The organism is Pseudogracilibacillus sp. ICA-222130, from assembly GCF_037892545.1.
GTDB lineage: Bacteria > Bacillota > Bacilli > Bacillales > Amphibacillaceae > Pseudogracilibacillus.
This window is the reverse complement of the sequence record NZ_JBBKBG010000012.1, coordinates 1-16055: the sequence shown is the minus strand read 5'-3', so window position 1 is coordinate 16055 and position 16055 is coordinate 1. Positions and strand designations below refer to the sequence as shown.

16 protein-coding genes and 1 riboswitch are annotated in these 16055 nt (G+C 35.8%); of the genes, 4 read left to right on the top strand and 12 right to left on the bottom strand.

The window, feature by feature from the left end; genetic code table 11:
• Window positions 1–526 precede the first annotated feature (526 nt).
• Window positions 527–1366, top strand: coding sequence for a lipoate--protein ligase family protein (locus tag WKT09_RS06865; RefSeq protein ID WP_445323998.1), 840 nt, complete (start codon window positions 527–529; stop codon window positions 1364–1366).
• Between the two features lie 2 nt (window positions 1367–1368).
• Window positions 1369–2334, top strand: a complete 966-nt coding sequence (gene lipA / locus WKT09_RS06860) for a lipoyl synthase (RefSeq protein ID WP_340415332.1) — start codon at window positions 1369–1371, stop codon at window positions 2332–2334.
• Between the two features lie 199 nt (window positions 2335–2533).
• On the opposite strand, the gene WKT09_RS06855 is transcribed toward lipA, so the two are convergent.
• Both WKT09_RS06855 and WKT09_RS06850 read right to left on the bottom strand, forming a co-directional pair.
• Window positions 2534–3352, bottom strand: a complete 819-nt coding sequence (locus tag WKT09_RS06855; RefSeq protein ID WP_340415331.1) for an MBL fold metallo-hydrolase — start codon at window positions 3350–3352, stop codon at window positions 2534–2536.
• A 68-nt stretch (window positions 3353–3420) separates the two neighbouring features.
• Window positions 3421–4632, bottom strand: a complete 1212-nt coding sequence (locus WKT09_RS06850) for a serpin family protein (RefSeq protein ID WP_340415330.1) — start codon at window positions 4630–4632, stop codon at window positions 3421–3423.
• 101 nt (window positions 4633–4733) lie between these two features.
• On the opposite strand from WKT09_RS06850, the gene WKT09_RS06845 reads away from it, so the two are divergent.
• Window positions 4734–5165 carry a PH domain-containing protein gene (locus WKT09_RS06845; protein ID WP_340415329.1) on the top strand — a complete coding sequence of 144 codons (432 nt, stop codon included), beginning with the start codon at window positions 4734–4736 and terminating at the stop codon, window positions 5163–5165.
• 202 nt (window positions 5166–5367) lie between these two features.
• On the opposite strand, the gene WKT09_RS06840 is transcribed toward WKT09_RS06845, so the two are convergent.
• The 10 genes from WKT09_RS06840 to WKT09_RS06795 form a co-directional block, all read right to left on the bottom strand.
• The gene (locus tag WKT09_RS06840; protein ID WP_340415328.1) at window positions 5368–5820 is read right to left on the bottom strand and encodes a precorrin-2 dehydrogenase/sirohydrochlorin ferrochelatase family protein; all 453 of its coding nucleotides are present in this window, start codon (window positions 5818–5820) and stop codon (window positions 5368–5370) included.
• Window positions 5795–6568 (bottom strand): sirohydrochlorin chelatase, encoded by a 774-nt coding sequence (locus tag WKT09_RS06835; RefSeq protein ID WP_340415327.1) that lies wholly within the window; start codon window positions 6566–6568, stop codon window positions 5795–5797. The genes WKT09_RS06840 and WKT09_RS06835 overlap by 26 nt, the downstream gene beginning before the upstream one ends.
• A 9-nt stretch (window positions 6569–6577) precedes the next feature.
• Window positions 6578–7357, bottom strand: coding sequence for a uroporphyrinogen-III C-methyltransferase (gene cobA, locus WKT09_RS06830; protein WP_340415326.1), 780 nt, complete (start codon window positions 7355–7357; stop codon window positions 6578–6580).
• A gap of 15 nt (window positions 7358–7372) precedes the next feature.
• Window positions 7373–7969, bottom strand: a complete 597-nt coding sequence (cysC, locus tag WKT09_RS06825) for an adenylyl-sulfate kinase (RefSeq protein WP_340415325.1) — start codon at window positions 7967–7969, stop codon at window positions 7373–7375.
• Window positions 7966–9120 carry a sulfate adenylyltransferase gene (sat, locus tag WKT09_RS06820; RefSeq protein WP_340415324.1) on the bottom strand — a complete coding sequence of 385 codons (1155 nt, stop codon included), beginning with the start codon at window positions 9118–9120 and terminating at the stop codon, window positions 7966–7968. The genes cysC and sat overlap by 4 nt, the downstream gene beginning before the upstream one ends.
• A 1-nt stretch (window position 9121) precedes the next feature.
• Window positions 9122–10183 carry an inorganic phosphate transporter gene (locus WKT09_RS06815; protein ID WP_340415323.1) on the bottom strand — a complete coding sequence of 354 codons (1062 nt, stop codon included), beginning with the start codon at window positions 10181–10183 and terminating at the stop codon, window positions 9122–9124.
• Window positions 10184–10202: 19 nt separating this feature from the next.
• Window positions 10203–10919 (bottom strand): phosphoadenylyl-sulfate reductase, encoded by a 717-nt coding sequence (locus tag WKT09_RS06810; RefSeq protein WP_340415322.1) that lies wholly within the window; start codon window positions 10917–10919, stop codon window positions 10203–10205.
• Between the two features lie 95 nt (window positions 10920–11014).
• On the bottom strand, window positions 11015–11149 hold the full coding sequence (locus WKT09_RS06805; RefSeq protein ID WP_340415376.1) for a YezD family protein: 135 nt from the start codon (window positions 11147–11149) through the stop codon (window positions 11015–11017).
• Window positions 11150–11249: 100 nt separating this feature from the next.
• Window positions 11250–12986, bottom strand: a complete 1737-nt coding sequence (gene cysI, locus WKT09_RS06800) for an assimilatory sulfite reductase (NADPH) hemoprotein subunit (protein WP_340415321.1) — start codon at window positions 12984–12986, stop codon at window positions 11250–11252.
• A 45-nt stretch (window positions 12987–13031) separates the two neighbouring features.
• Entirely contained in the window at window positions 13032–14843 is a 1812-nt protein-coding gene (locus tag WKT09_RS06795) for an assimilatory sulfite reductase (NADPH) flavoprotein subunit (RefSeq protein WP_340415320.1), read from the bottom strand.
• Window positions 14844–15166: 323 nt separating this feature from the next.
• Window positions 15167–15211, top strand: a riboswitch (PreQ1 riboswitch).
• An 8-nt stretch (window positions 15212–15219) separates the two neighbouring features.
• On the opposite strand from WKT09_RS06795, the gene WKT09_RS06790 reads away from it, so the two are divergent.
• The gene (locus WKT09_RS06790; protein WP_340415319.1) at window positions 15220–15708 is read left to right on the top strand and encodes a QueT transporter family protein; all 489 of its coding nucleotides are present in this window, start codon (window positions 15220–15222) and stop codon (window positions 15706–15708) included.
• Window positions 15709–16055 lie beyond the last annotated feature (347 nt).

Genomic DNA, 16055 nt, shown 5'->3' with positions numbered 1-16055 from the left:
GAAGTGCTTGTACATTTCTTTTGTTTTATCGCGTACCTTTTCGTATTTCGGCTTAGATTTTTCTTAAATGCATTTTTTATATGGTAATACATACAAATAAGATGTAAATATGATTCTTTTAGTATAAAAATAGGTCATCTGTTCTTACTAATTTTATACCATCATAGCGTCAATAGCTGTGAAAGATATTTCTAGTTTTCCACAGTTATCAACAGGGTTATGCACAAGTTTGTGGACATATAACAGAAACATGAATAGTTCAATGTTTTTCGTTGTGTATGAAATGTTGTGGATAAACTATTAACTTTGTGGATAAATTTAAGATTATTCTCTATAAGCACGATAAAATAAGGTTTTATCCACAAATATGCCCCTATTAGTAACTATTTTTTCTGACTCTTTAGAGTTAATTCATTCTTTTGTTTTTTAGTCCATAATATACTAAAATAGAAATAGTTTGATAAAAATTTCTTATTATATTCAATTGTTCATACAAATAGACAATATCTTCAAACGGGGTGATTTTTTGCAAGAAAAGTGGTACTTATTAGATACTGGTTACCATGATGCCGCAACAAATATGGCCATTGATGAAGCATTGCTTCAATTCCATGCAGAAGGTATCATTCAACCGACTCTACGCTTTTATGGCTGGAAAAATCCTAGTTTAACATTAGGACATTTTCAAAAGGCTGAAAAAGCAATTAATTTTGAAGCAGTAGAGAAACACGGGTGTGATTTTGTTCGCCGCCTAACAGGTGGAAGTGCTGTTTTACATGACGATGAAATTACATATAGTATTATCGTTAGTGAAGAACATCCAAAAATTCCTAGTTCTATTAATGAAGCATATTATGTTTTGTCAAAAGGATTATTGGAAGGCTACCAGCTATTAGGTGTCAATGCGGAATTTGCTGTACCAGAGGAAGAAGCTAAACGTCAGCGGTCTGATGTCTGTTTCGAACAACCAGCCATTTATGAAATGTTAGTGGACGGGAAAAAAATATCTGGAAATGCACAAACAAGAAAAAACGGTGTATTGCTGCAACACGGTTCCATCCCAATGAGTTTTGATCTTGATATGTTGTTTGATCTCTTTAACTACCCAAACGAAAAGATAAAAGAGCGTCAAAAACAAGCTTTTAAACATAAAGCGACAAGCATTAATGAAATTACTAAAAAAACGCACACATACGATATGATGCGCGATGCATTTTTACAAGGATTTGAAAGTGCATTACAGATTCAAACGGAAAAGTTTCAGTTGAATGAAGATCAGTGGAAATATGTGGAATATTTAGTCGATACGAAATACCGTACAGATGAATGGAATTTTAAACTTAAAAAATCGATGAGGAGCGTTTAATCATGGCAAAAGAGCAACAATATTTGCGTAAACCAGAATGGTTAAAAATCAAAATTAATACATCAGATTCTTACAAAGGCTTAAAAAAATTAATGCGTGAAAAACGCTTAAATACAGTTTGTGAAGAAGCACGCTGTCCGAATTTACATGAATGTTGGAGTGAAAGACAAACTGCTACCTTTATGATTCTAGGAGATACATGTACACGTGGTTGTCGTTTCTGTGCTGTAAAAACAGGATTACCGAATGAATTAGACTGGGGAGAGCCTGAACGTGTTGCCGATTCCGTTAAAGTGATGGGCTTAAAACACGTTGTCATTACAGCAGTAGCGCGTGATGACCTAAATGATGGTGGTGCAGCAGTATTTGCTGAAACAGTTCGACAAGTACGAAAAAAGAATCCTGGAACGACGATTGAAATTTTACCTTCAGATATGAAAGGGGATTATGAAAGTTTACATGAATTAATGTCATCTGGTCCAGACATTTTCAATCATAATATTGAGACAGTTCGTCGTTTAACGAAACGTGTACGTGCCATTGCAAAATACGATCGCTCATTAGAATTATTAAAACGCGTCAAAGAAATCGCTCCTGATACACCGACTAAATCAAGTATGATGGTCGGGCTTGGTGAAACAAAAGAAGAAATTTTAGAAGCAATGGATGACCTACTTGCACATAATGTAGATATTTTAACGATCGGACAATATCTACAACCAACAAAAAAACACTTAGATGTGGAAAGATACTATCACCCTGATGAGTTTAAGGAACTAGAAGAAATTGCGTTAGCAAAAGGATTTAAACATTGTAAATCAGGTCCGCTTGTTCGTTCATCTTATCATGCAGACGAGCAAGTATCAGCAGCTTCCGCACAACGTCGTATTAAATATATGCAAGGATATGAAGAATCTACCAATAAAGAAATTGATTTCTCTCTAAAAGACTTGCTAGATGAACAATAAAAGATAATTACATTAGAGGTTTAGACATAACGTACAACAAATGTGAAACATACATCACTCATAATCTTAAACAGAAGAAATATGCTAAGCTCCCATTGGCCAATCTATTTTCGTTTCATAACACCTTGTTCACGGAAAGTAGCGCATATTTCTTTCTCGATGTGGATTCGTATGTGTCATGGTTTCCGTCCCTTATGTCTTAACCTCTTTTTGCTTCTTGAATAATGGATGTAATAATATGTTTGCTATCCCATTCCCCAAAGGATAACTTTGTAATCGGATAACTTTTGGGGAAAATGTGTTGCTGAATCTCCTTCACACTACTCCCTTTTTCATGTAATTTTAACACTTCCCCTTGTACATTTTCTAAATAACGCAACTTCTGTTCGAAGGCTTCCCGTCCATTTGGTACATAACCAGCGTGACAACAGAACATTTCCTTAAAGTCATATTGCAAAACTCGTTTGATCGACTGAATAATCGTCGGAATGCTCTCTTCTCGCAAGATAACCTTTGTTTCAGGATGTACATACAAATCACCAGAAAATAATTGCCCTGTTTGCTCATTTAAAAATGATAGATGATCTGCAGCATGTCCCGGTGTATGGATCACTTTCCAATTCGCTGTTCGAGACGTAAATGTATCCTTGATCGATTTCGCTTCAAAAGGTGGACGTTTTCCCCAAAATACTTTTCTGTATAGCGGGTATGTCGCCTTTTCTTTACATGGTGCAATCGATTTTTCATTCATATATATCGGTATCCCATATTTTTGTTGAATAAATGCCGCTCCACCTGTATGATCCTCATGAGAATGCGTAATAACGACTTGTTCTGCTTGGACTTCTTCAAAGAATGGTTGTAAAAATTGTATAACTCTTATCGACCCTGTATCAATTAAGATACCATCCACTTCGTACACAATCACATTTAATCGAACAGGACCAAATGAAACAAAATTATGGATCCATTGCACCTGTCCCATCGTTCCCCTTTTGGCATTTGTTTTTAATAACATCTCTCCACCTCATCCATTCTACAAACCTTTACATGCATCTTACCACAAAATGAATGGTTATTCATACTTTATTTTGTTAAAGAATGTATTTCGCCCATAAATAAAATTGCTTCTGTTTCCTCTTCTATTATAAAAAATTGAAACGGTCGATTCATTTGCATATAAAATGAATCATCCTCCTTCGCTGACATCGTTTTAATCCCAACATTTGTTACAGCTGCCGCTTCTGTTCCTTGCTCATTTACGTCTAAAAATGTTTTATGTTGTACAAAATCAATCCATAACGGGTCATCAGATGTCGTTAGGTTCGAAAAATTTGCGTGTTCATCATCAAATGCCTTTTCCATTCCTAATCGAATAAGCGCATCGTTTAATTCATATTCCTCGGTTAATGAAAATTTAGGTAATTCTACTGTTCCTTTTTTCGGTTTCATTTTTGTACGTACGGAAGAAAAAGACTCATAACTAAGTTCATCTTGTACTTCTTGTAAGGTCGTTCCTTCCTTCGGTAAAAGGATGTACATGCTCATTTCTCCTTCTCCGTATGGAAGTTGCACCATTTCGAATGATGCTTCCTCTTTATAAGACAAATCTTCTTCTACACTCATCATCGCCACTTCTGTTTCTTCCTTTCCATAAAAAGGAGCATCAACTGTCCGTTCTTCGGCAAATTCATATTGCCAATCCCCATCAAAATAAATCGCATTAGTTAACATCATGACCAATTGTTCATCTAATGGTGCCTCTACTATTTCTTCTATTCTTTTATTCGTTTGCTCTTTTACCCACATATTGATTAGGTCCGCTGTTGTAGCGTCTGTTATATCCACTTCCTCTACGTTCGCAGCGTAATATGTTTTTACACGATGTTGAAAATCCTTTTCCAATGTATACAAATCATTCAACCAAATTGCGTTAGCCGATTGCAATGTTATTTTCTCTGTCGCTTTTTCTAATGACACCATCAACCGCTCATTGTCCTCATTTAGTTGTTCCAAGGAAAAATTATCCACACCTAGCACTTGCATCATTTCCTCTTTTGTTTCCGCCTCTGCTCCATTTACTGTCATCGCCAATGCGATAAACACACTATAGGGCGAAATGAATATATTCCCATCCTCTGATTCAGAAACTTCTTCAAATAGCTCCCAAGCAAATTCGTTTTGCGTCTGTTCGATACTTTGTTCGATAATCGTTACTGTCCTCTCCTCTTCACTACGATCTTTTCCACAACTAACTAACAATAATATACAACCGAGCATAATCCATGACTTTTTCACGACAATCCTCCTCTTCTCTATCTATCGTACATAAATCTTGTTAAAATGGAATTACTATATACTATACCATCTATTCATGATGTCATTTAAGGTGTGAAAAAATGAAAACAACTGAACAATTATATCGATTACCTTTAAAAGCACTATTTATTCAATGGATACAACCAAGTTATGTACTTGTATTTACAATATTTTTCATCTTTTATTTCATACCAGAGTGGTGGATGATTCCAATCATCATTCTATTTCTCATCCTTTTCATCCGCTATCTTTCTTTCAAAAAAATCGCCTATACCTTTACATCGACAGACATAATATATCAAACGACGCTTATACCAAAGCACACTGTCACATTGTCTTTCACACAAATCGATGAACTTTATATGACGCAAACATTTTTTCAAAAGAAATTACGTGTTGCATCGATCCACATAAAAGATAAAAATGATCTCGTTGTTTTGCCGCATCTTCCGCTAGAGCACGCAAGAAAGATACTACAATTATATGACGAAAAAAGAGAAGCGCAGGAATAAAACCATTCCGTTACGCTTCTCCATATACATCTAGCAAGTTCTAATCAAATGTTAATAAAAATCTCCGAAAAATGAACAATTCATGTTCCATCATCTACTACCGTGATTTCAAGGTTTCCTCCAAAAGGGTTATCCCGTTATGTCGAAGTTTTTGTTAATTTCTATACATTGTTCCAAATAGTTTATTTCCATTCTTGTACCATCATTCTCTTTCTGTAAGAAATGTTCCGATATCATTTCGTACCTTCTTAGCCAAAAATGGATCCTTTCCGTTCGTACTTACCGCTACTTGGATTTGCTCTGTTTTTAATATTGCCGCCATCATCGTATTGCTTACCGTATGATCCGAAACATTTAATGTTAATTGACATGGTGTACATGATTGCACAATCTTTTCATTCAATTGTCTATCGTTTGTTGCTGCAATAACATAAAACGCTTCTTTTTCATCCCCGTTCTCATATTGCCTTTCTCTCCATTGTACTTCCCCTTGCAACACATATTGTTCTAATCGTCCTGTAATCTTCGGGCTAATCAGTTCAATATTTGCACCTAACTTGACAAAGGAACTCACTTTTCGCTCCGCTATTTTCCCACCACCAATAACGGTTATTTTTTTCCCGCTAAAATTAATCCATATAGGATAATACGCCATCTGTCATACTCCGATCTTTTGTAGCTTGATAGATTCGTTCAAACATATAAGGGGTGATAGCCTTGCTTTTCCCAATTTGTGTACATAAATGGAAATTGTACGCTTGTTCTCTTCTTTGCGTCGAATGTACCGTCTTTTCTATATGTTGCATTAATAAACCAGTAAATAGTAAATATGGCACTACATAAATATGCTTTGCACCATATGTTATATGCTGTTCTAATCCTGCTTGTAACGTAGGCGTTTGTCCGGCTAAATAACAGACACTAATTTTTGGAACGCCTATTTTCGCTTTCAGTTTTTCTATAATGCGGCGCAAATCTTCTAGAATACTTACATCAGAACTCCCACGAGCAATAAGCAACACAGAAGCATCTTGTTTCATTGGTCCATGTTCGTTTAAACGATCGATAATGGCATCTACCATATAATCATGTACACCAAAAGGTGGGCTATATGTGAATGTTATATGTGGATATTTCCTTTTTGCTTCGTTTATCATTTTTGGTAGATCATTTTTTGCATGACCAGCTTCTAAAAGCAGTAATGGCACGATGGCAATTTTCTTTGCCCCTTTAGCTACACAAAGATCGATTCCTTCATGTACTGCCGGAAAAACAAAATCAATAAAGCTCATTACTTGAACTGGTACTTGAACATGCTTCATATAATAGGAAATAAAGTTTTTTGCTTCCATTGTTCCTGCTTGTGATCTCGTACCATGTGCAACATATAAAATAGCTTGCAAATTGATCCCTCACTTTACATGTAATTCTAATAGTGGATCATCATACAACGATGTCGTAAACCATTGTAAATGATGCTGTAATCGAACAACTTCGCCAATAACAATAATAGCTGGATTCGCTAACTCCTTCGTTTCAGGATGAGATAAAATATGCTCTAATGTGCTAGAAACTACCCGTTGTGTGTCAGTCGTTCCCCATTGAATAATCGCTATTGGCATAGTGGAATCCTGACCAGATAACAATAATTTCTCAACGATTCGTTGTAGATTTTTCATTCCCATATAAATAACGAGGGTATGATTCGGTTGTACATACTGACTCCAGTTCACTTTTTCTACTTGTTCGTCATGGCCAGGCATCACTGTAAAACTATTACTAACATTCCGGTGTGTAATAGGAATACCAGCATATGCAGGTGCTGCAATACCTGCTGAAATACCTGGAACAATTTCAAATGGTATGTGATGTTGGGCAAGTACCGCCGCTTCTTCCCCGCCACGTCCATATATAAAAGGATCGCCACCTTTTAAACGTGTAACAACTTTCCCACGTTTCGCATGATTTACGAGTAATTCATTTAATGCTTCTTGTTTAATCGCATGATAATTTGGTTTTTTTCCAGCATAAATAAAAGTTGCCTGTTGTTTCGCATACGTGAGTAATTGCTTATTCACTAATCGATCATAAAAAATAATATCTGCTTCTTCGATAGCACGTTTCCCTTTTATTGTAATAAGCTCTTCGTCTCCGGGACCTGCACCGACAATGTAAACTTTTCCTTTTGCCATTCGAATGCCTCCTATTTATTGAATGAAATGATGAGTGCGTAAATATTGAATAATTTTTGCTGCTGCTTCTTCAATATTTAATACGTCTGTCTCAATCGTTATTTCCGGTTCTGTTGGGGCTTCATATGGGGAACTAATACCTGTAAATTCAGGAATGATCCCTTCACGAGCCTTTTGGTACAATCCCTTTGGATCACGCGCCTCACATGTTTCTATTGGGCACTTCACATATACTTCAATAAATTCATCTGCTTCAAATAATTGACGAGCTATGTCTCTATCTTCTATAAATGGAGAGATAAAAGCTGTTATAACAATTTGTCCGCTATCAACAAATAATTTCGCTACTTCTCCAATACGCCGTATATTTTCTTTACGGTCTTCATTAGAAAAGCCAAGATTCGCATTTAAACCATGCCGAATATTATCGCCATCTAATACATAACTATGGATAGATTGGTCATGCAATTGGTAATCTACTGCATTTGCAATGGTTGATTTTCCAGATCCTGATAAACCAGTCAGCCAAATGACGGCTCCTTTGTGTCCTTTTAATTCGTGTCGCTTTTGTTTTGTTACCGCTAAATCATGCCATACAATATGTGTACTCATTTCGTAGTTCCCCCTGACACTTTTTCCTTTTCTCGTAATCCTTCTATGAGCACATCAATCACTTCAGGTCGACTAAATTCCTTCGGTGGATGCTCTCCATTTCGCAACATTTCACGCACCTTTGTCCCTGATAACAAAAGATGGTGGGAGCTATCATGGGCACATGTTTTTGTCGTTCCCATATTGCCACAAGCCGTGCAATAAAAGCTATTTTCAAACTTTAATATCGTAATACCTAACTCCTCTTCAAATTGAGCTATTAAATGTTGCGCTTCATATGTGCCATAATAATCACCAACTCCAGCATGATCACGACCAACAATAAAATGCGTGCAACCGAAATTTTTCCGTACAATCGCATGAAATATCGCCTCACGTGGTCCGGCATAGCGCATTGCCGCAGAAAACACCCCTAAAAACACTCGATCTTTTGGATAATAGTTTTCCAACAATGTTTCATAGCTTTTCATTCGAATAGATGCAGGAATATCATCTGCCTTCGTTTCTCCAATTAAAGGATTTAAAAACAATCCATCCACCGTTTCTAATGCGACTTTTTGAATATATTCATGTGCACGATGGACTGGGTTACGCGTTTGAAAACCGACAATCGTTTCCCAACCGAGTGCTTCAAAATGTTTTCTAGTCTCTTTCGGAGTGAAATGATAATGAGAAAATTCACGATCAGGAAATTTAGTTAATGTAATAGGACCAGCCACATAATTATTTGGACGTTCCAATATTTTTTTCACTCCCGGATGTTGCTCATCTACCGTCCCATATACATTTTTCGCTTCCTTCTCTTTGTCCGCTCTATATATTTCTGTTATTTCTATATAACCGTACAATTGTCCATTATTCTTTAATCCAACTTTTTCTCCTTTCCTTAAAGATGTTGCAACATGATCTGTAACAGGCAAAGTAATTGGAATACTCCAAATCGTCCCATTTGCTAAACGTATATTGTCCAAAATGGAATGATAATCACTTTCTGAAACAAATCCTGTTAGTGGACTATATGTTCCATTAGCGATTAATTCTAAATCACTTAAGGCAATCGCATCTAACTCAATATGCTTACTAGTCGTATTTTCATCTGTTATATGCACGCGTTGTACTAATGTACCTCCATGTGGTAAATTTTCCGTCATCTTAAACACTCCTTTTATTCATGTCTTTTTTCCAAATGCTCGTTTTTATTTTCCAAATTGTAACCGAAAAAAGTAAGAAAGCCGTCATTAACAAGATAGATAACATATCCTGTTCGATAAAAATTTGCACCATATAATAAGCGATAAAAAAGGATAATAATGGAGATAATATCCAAACAATCATGATTCTTTTAAAAATTGGTTGTTGAAAGATAATTTTTCCTTCATTTGCAACACCGACACCAACAATGGCAGATGTCGTTACTTGTGTCATCGGAATTGGTATGCCACATATCGAAGCGATAATCGTAATACCTGCACTTGTCAATGAAACGATTAACCCATCATGGATAGAGATTTTTGTTATTTTTTTCCCGTTCGTATCCAGTACCTTACCTCCAAATACAATTGCACCGATTGCTATAAACACCCCTCCAAGACCCATTGCAAGTGAACTAGGAATCATCGCTGCACCGACGAGCGGTCCAACTGCATTTGCAACATTGTTCATGCCTGCTGCCAATGCTTCTAAAAAACCAGCAAATATAACAAATAGGACGATATATTGCTTTTTTATATGAAATTTATGAGGGAGTTTTATGATTAGTTTCTTATAAAATAAAATGGCTACATAAACGATTAAGAATGCTATCAACGGTGTAATCATCCACCATAGAACGATATTTACAACGGATTCCACGTAAATACTTCTATATACAAAGCCGAATCCTATTACTGCACCAACTGTCACTTCACTTGTCGATAATGGAATACCAATCATATTTGCAATAAATAAGGACGTACAAGCACTTCCTAAAATGATAACGACAGATGTGGCATTTAGTAGATCGACATCGATGAGACCAGTACCAATCGTTTCAATGACTTTTCGACTACCAAATGCCGCACCTAAAAATATACCGATGCTGCAAATAATTAATGTTCGCCTTTTAGAGCGAATGGCACCTGTTCCATATACGATTCCCATCGTTGCTGCTGCACCACTACCACCTATGTTCATTGCAAATAATAATGCAATGAAAACCGCCATGATTATTACCATAATATATCCCTAACTCTCTTTACGAAGAGGAATGTAATCCACACTCCGTCTTTTGAAATTGTGCCCACCTACCTGAACGACTATTAGATTCATCTGAAACTGGTAACGTACATTTTTCACACCCGATACTAGGATAGCCTTTATCATGCAGAACATTGTAATTTAAATCCTGCAATAAAATATATTGCCATATTTCTTTCCACGTCCAATGAATGAGTGGACAAATTTTTATCGCTTGAAAAGTATCATCTTTATTAATAAAATTTGTATTTCTTCTTGATTTGGATTGCTCACGTCGCAATCCGGAAATCCATGCAGGCACATCTGATAACACCGCATGCATCGGCTCTACCTTTCGTATATGACAACATTTATTTGGATTCTTTTCCCATAAGGCAGCCCCATATTGTTCTTCCTGTTCCTCCACTGTTAACTCGGGTTTTTTTAGTTGAATATTTAATGTCGGATAATTTTCTTTTACTTGCTTGATTAACTGATAGGTTTCGTCAAAATGTAATCCCGTATCTAAAAAAACAATGGTTGCATCTTTTGCTACTTTACTAATTAAATCGATTAATACGATCCCTTCTGCCCCAAAACTACAAGCATATACGATGTCGCTTTTTTCGTATGTGTTATACGCCCATTTCAACACATCTAAAGATTCTTGAAATTGTTCATTTAATTGTGAGGCAATGGAATCCTCCCAATGTTCATAAGAGAACGTTGCACCCATGATATTACTCTCCTTTCAAATGAAAAAAAGACGACAGTAGGAAAGAAGAGATGTTCTTTCCTACTGTCGCCTCTAGTTTTCTAGTCAGCGATTGTTTATTTAATTCTTATTTTTTCATTTTTCTCTAGCTGAATGATTTTTCCATCTTGAACGATGATTGTAATGGTGCCAAATGATATAGTTTTTAGCATATCAAATATCTTTTTGGATAATTGCGCCTCACTTTCAATATCATTTTTCACAATCATTCCTCCTTTACCAATTATTCGCACCCATTTACTTATATATAAGCAATATCATACCATGTTTTGAAATGAATTCCTACTCATATCATCTATTTTCATGAAATTGTAATCCATTATAGACTGCTGGTACATATCCTTCTCGTACTACAAAGTCTCCAAAGTTTTCATTGTCTAATTTTTCTTTTGCATAATGATTAATAATTGGTTGTAGTGAAGCTAATATTTCTTCTTCATCAATATTTTCCTTGTACATCACACTTAAGCGATCTCCGTTAAAACTTCCGCCTAAATGTAAATTATATTTTCCTGGAGCTTTGCCTATAAATCCTATTTCTGCTAACGCCGCCCGTGAACATCCATTCGGGCAACCAGACATCCGAATCGTAATTTCCTGTTCCTCTAGCCCAGCTTCTTCTAGCAATAGCTCGATTTTATCAATCAAACTAGGTAAATATCTTTCCGATTCTGCCATCGCCAATCCACAAGTTGGAAAAGCAACACAAGCTATGGAATTACGGCGAAGTGCTGAAGCATTCTCTCCTTTTGAAATATTATATATACTTAGTAGACGGTCAATCTGTTCCTTTTTCTCCTCTGTTACATTTCCAATAATTAAGTTTTGATTAGGTGTAAGTCGAAAATCACCTGTGTGTACTTTCGCAATTTCTCGCAATCCTGTCATTAATAAATATTGATCCGTATCTTTAATTCTTCCATTTTGGATAAATATCGTCATATGCCATTTTCCATTCGACCCTTTTACCCATCCATAACGATCTCCATTATGATCAAAATGAAAATCTCTCGGTGCTGACAACTCATATCCTAAACGTTCATGTAATGTCTCTTTTAACCAGTCGATTCCTCTTGCATCAATCGTATATTTAAACCGAGCATATTTTCTAATAGAACGGTTTCCGAAATCACGTTGAATCGTTACTAATTTTTCTGCTACATCGACGGTTTTTTCTGGTGGACAAAATCCAATTATTCGACCAATTTGGGGATATGTATGTTCATCCCCATGTGTCATACCCATTCCACCACCGACCGCAACATTAAAACCAACAAATTTTCCTTTCTCTATAATTGCAATTAAACCAATATCTTGAGAAAAGACATCCACATCATTAGAAGGTGGTACTGCAATCCCAATTTTAAATTTTCGTGGTAAATAAATGTCTTTATAAATCGGTTCCTCGTGTTCCTCGTTTGTTTGTTGGTCCACCACTTTTTTTCCATCTAACCAAATTTCATGATATGCATTTGTTTGTGGTTCCAAGTGTTTACTTATCTTCTCTGCCCATTTATATACTTCTTCATGTACATTTGACTGATAAGGGTTCGGATTACACATTACATTACGATTGACATCCCCACAAGCAGCTAATGTAGATAATAATGTATCATTGATTGCTTGCATCGTCTTTTTCATATCCCATTTAACAATGCCATATAATTGAAACGCTTGCCTTGTTGTTAAACGTAATGTTTTGTTGCCATATTGATGCGCGATTTCATCCATCGCAATATACTGCTCTGGAGTGACAACCCCTCCTGCTGCACGAACACGGATCATAAACTGATAAGCCGGCTCTAGCTTTTGTTTTTGTCTTTCTAATCGAAGGTCACGATCATCTTGCATATAGCTCCCGTGGAATTTCATTAAACGATTATCTTCTTCTGGAATACTTGCAGTTAATGAGTCTGCAAATGTCTCGACTAATGTTCCACGTAAATAATTACTTTTAATTTTTATATCTTCTACATCACTATGTTGTTCTGTCATCGTTTCTAATACTTTTTCATTTCTTAATGTCACTTCAAATCCCCTCTCGATATTATTCAATCCTATATTTCCAATGCGTTAATATACATCACGTTGGTAACGCTTTTGCTGTTGCATCGTTTTTAAATAGGCAGTTGCTTCCTCTTCGGATTTATTTCCTTCTTCTTGAATAATTCGTAAAATCGTATCATGAACATCTTTCGCCATGCTTTTTTCATCCCCACAAACGTAAATGATGGCACCTTCTTCTAACCATTGATAAAACAATGCTTTTTCTTCCCACATTTTATGTTGTACATATACTTTTTCTTCTTGGTCACGTGAGAAAGCTAAGTCTAATTTCGTTAAAACTCCTTGTTTGATCCAACGTTGCCATTCAATTTGATATAAAAAATCTGTTCTATAATGTTGGTCTCCGAAAAACAACCACGACTTTCCTTTCGCCTCTATTTCTTCTCTTTCTTCCATAAATGATCTAAATGGTGCAATACCTGTTCCAGGTCCAATCATAATAATTGGTACTTGATCATCTTCTGGTAAACGGAAATAATCATTCTTGTGCACATATATTTTCACTTTGTCTCCTGGCTCTATCCGCTCTGATAGCTGAACAGAACAGACACCATTTCGGTCCCTTTCTCCTGCATGATAGCGAACTACGCCTACAGTTAGATGCACTTCATCCGGATTTGCGCGGTAGCTACTCGCAACCGAATAAAGACGTGCAGGTATTTTGCGTAATAATGGGAGTAACTCATCCGGACTCACATTTTGCAATGAATAATCTTCCACTAAATCTAATAGATCATGATTTTCTATATATTCCATTAATGTATTTTTTTGTTCATCTTGTAATAATGTTGTTAGTTTTTCATGTTGAAAAGTGGATGCAATCTTTTCTAAGATAGGTTTTGTTAAGCGTGTTATTTCATAATGATGTTTTAACGCATTTTCAACTGTCCAAGTATGATCTTTTATCGTAATCTCTTGATCTTTTTCCCAACCAAAACTTGTAATCAATTGTTCCACTAATTGTGGATCGTTTTCTGGATAAATACCGATAGAATCACCGGGCTCAAATTTTAAATTAGCATCTTCTATAGACAATTCAATATGTCGTGTTTCCTTATTCGACCCTCGCCCATTTAAATTTATGTTTTCTAATACTTCCGCTTCAAATGGATTCGTTCTTGAATAGAGAGATGTTACTTTATTTTCATTCGTTGTATTCGCTATGTTCTTTGTAGAAGTTGTCGTTAGTTCTTGAAGCTCTGACGAGACGGATGTAAACCAATTTTCAGCATCCTCATCAAAATCAACATCACAGTCTATTCGGTCGGCAATACGGGTCGCTCCTAATGCTTCGAGTCGTTCATCAATTTGTTTTCCTGTTAAACAAAATTGTTCGTAGGAACTATCCCCTAAAGCAAGTACGGAATAATGTAAATCATTTAATTTTGGTGCACGCTTACTATGGATAAAATCACAAAACTCTATCGCATTATCAGGTGGATCCCCCTCTCCATGGGTACTAATGATAATAAGAACATGAGATAATTTCTTTATATCTCGCGCTTTAAACTCATTCATACAAATTGCATTTACCTTTAATCCATTTCCTAGTAATTGTTCTGTGAAAGTCTCTGCTAATGATTGGGCATTTCCTGTTTGAGTACCGTATAGCACGGTTATCTCTTTTGTCTCTGTTACTTGTACTTCCTGTAACATATGGGCCGGTTCCTGTTGTGTAGCACCCATATCTGATACTATTTCAGCCGTTAGATAACCACTAAGCCAAACCCTCTGTGTACCGGTTAACTTCCCTAATAACTGATTTAATAATTGAACTTCTTCTTCACTAAAAGGACTGTTTCTTACTTGTAGCTGCAACTTTTATACACCCCACCATAAAATAATATAAAAAAAGGGCGAAACAAATCACGATGTAGTAATTTGTTTCGCCTCTAGTTTTCTAGTCAGCTTATATATCGATACGTATCATCTTATCCACTATCATATTCATATAATTCCTACCTGTCAAGTCAAATTTAGGAGAAAGATAGAAATAGTGCTTTTTTCATACTTCCTTTTTATTGATCTGAAGCGTATGTTTGCAATGCATACATAGTGGAAAAATAACCATATGGTAAGTTTGACGCTTTCTAATGCGCATTATTTGAAAAATAAGTTGATTACTAGTATTATAAGCAAGGTTACACGTTGTTCGGAACCATCCAACGTAAAAAAACTAAGGGAGAATGATAATATGCAATCAAAAACATTAGTCGTTAACGGGCTTGTTGCAGCACTTTATTTTGTTGTAACTGCCGTTATCGCACCATTCGGATTTTTAGGGATCCAATTTCGAATTTCGGAGTTTTTTAACCATTTAATCGTATTAAATAAAAAATATTTCTTCGGGATTGTTGTTGGAGTATTTCTTGCCAATTTAGTGTTTTCACCGACAAAAGCAGATATTGTATTCGGTGTGCTACATACGGCATTATCTTTAGGAATTACAATGTATATCGCGCGTTTTGTGAAAAACAAAATTGCACTTATGTGGATCAATACAGCTGTTTTTTCTATTAATATGTACATCATTGCGTACATGCTTATCTTCTTTGCAGATGTACCAGATGCCTTTGGAGTATTATGGTTATCGCTTGGAATAAGTGAGTTTGTCACAATGGGGATTGCAATTTACATTATGTATTTCTTAAATAAACGATTAAAATTAGAGAACCTTATTTAAGTGGATAAAAATATCCTTCACATACTCTTTTAAAAATAAACTTGTCGTTTAAAATAGAAGCTATTAAAACAAAATAAGGATCTTGGTACATTCACGTACCAAGGTCCTTATTTTTTCCACTACTTTCATGAACCAACTTCAACAAAAAAATGATAGAAATCTCTTATAGCATTGCGCTTATTCATCCTTAAGTAAATTTGACCTTATTGTACATCTGTTCAACCTGTCTTACTTCCATTAGTTGAATTTGTAGGAGGACAGAATATTGAAGCATCTGAATGGTATGTAGGATCCTCACGTATATTCGCAAGTAGAGTGGGAATTGCGAGGGAACTTGCGGAATTAAT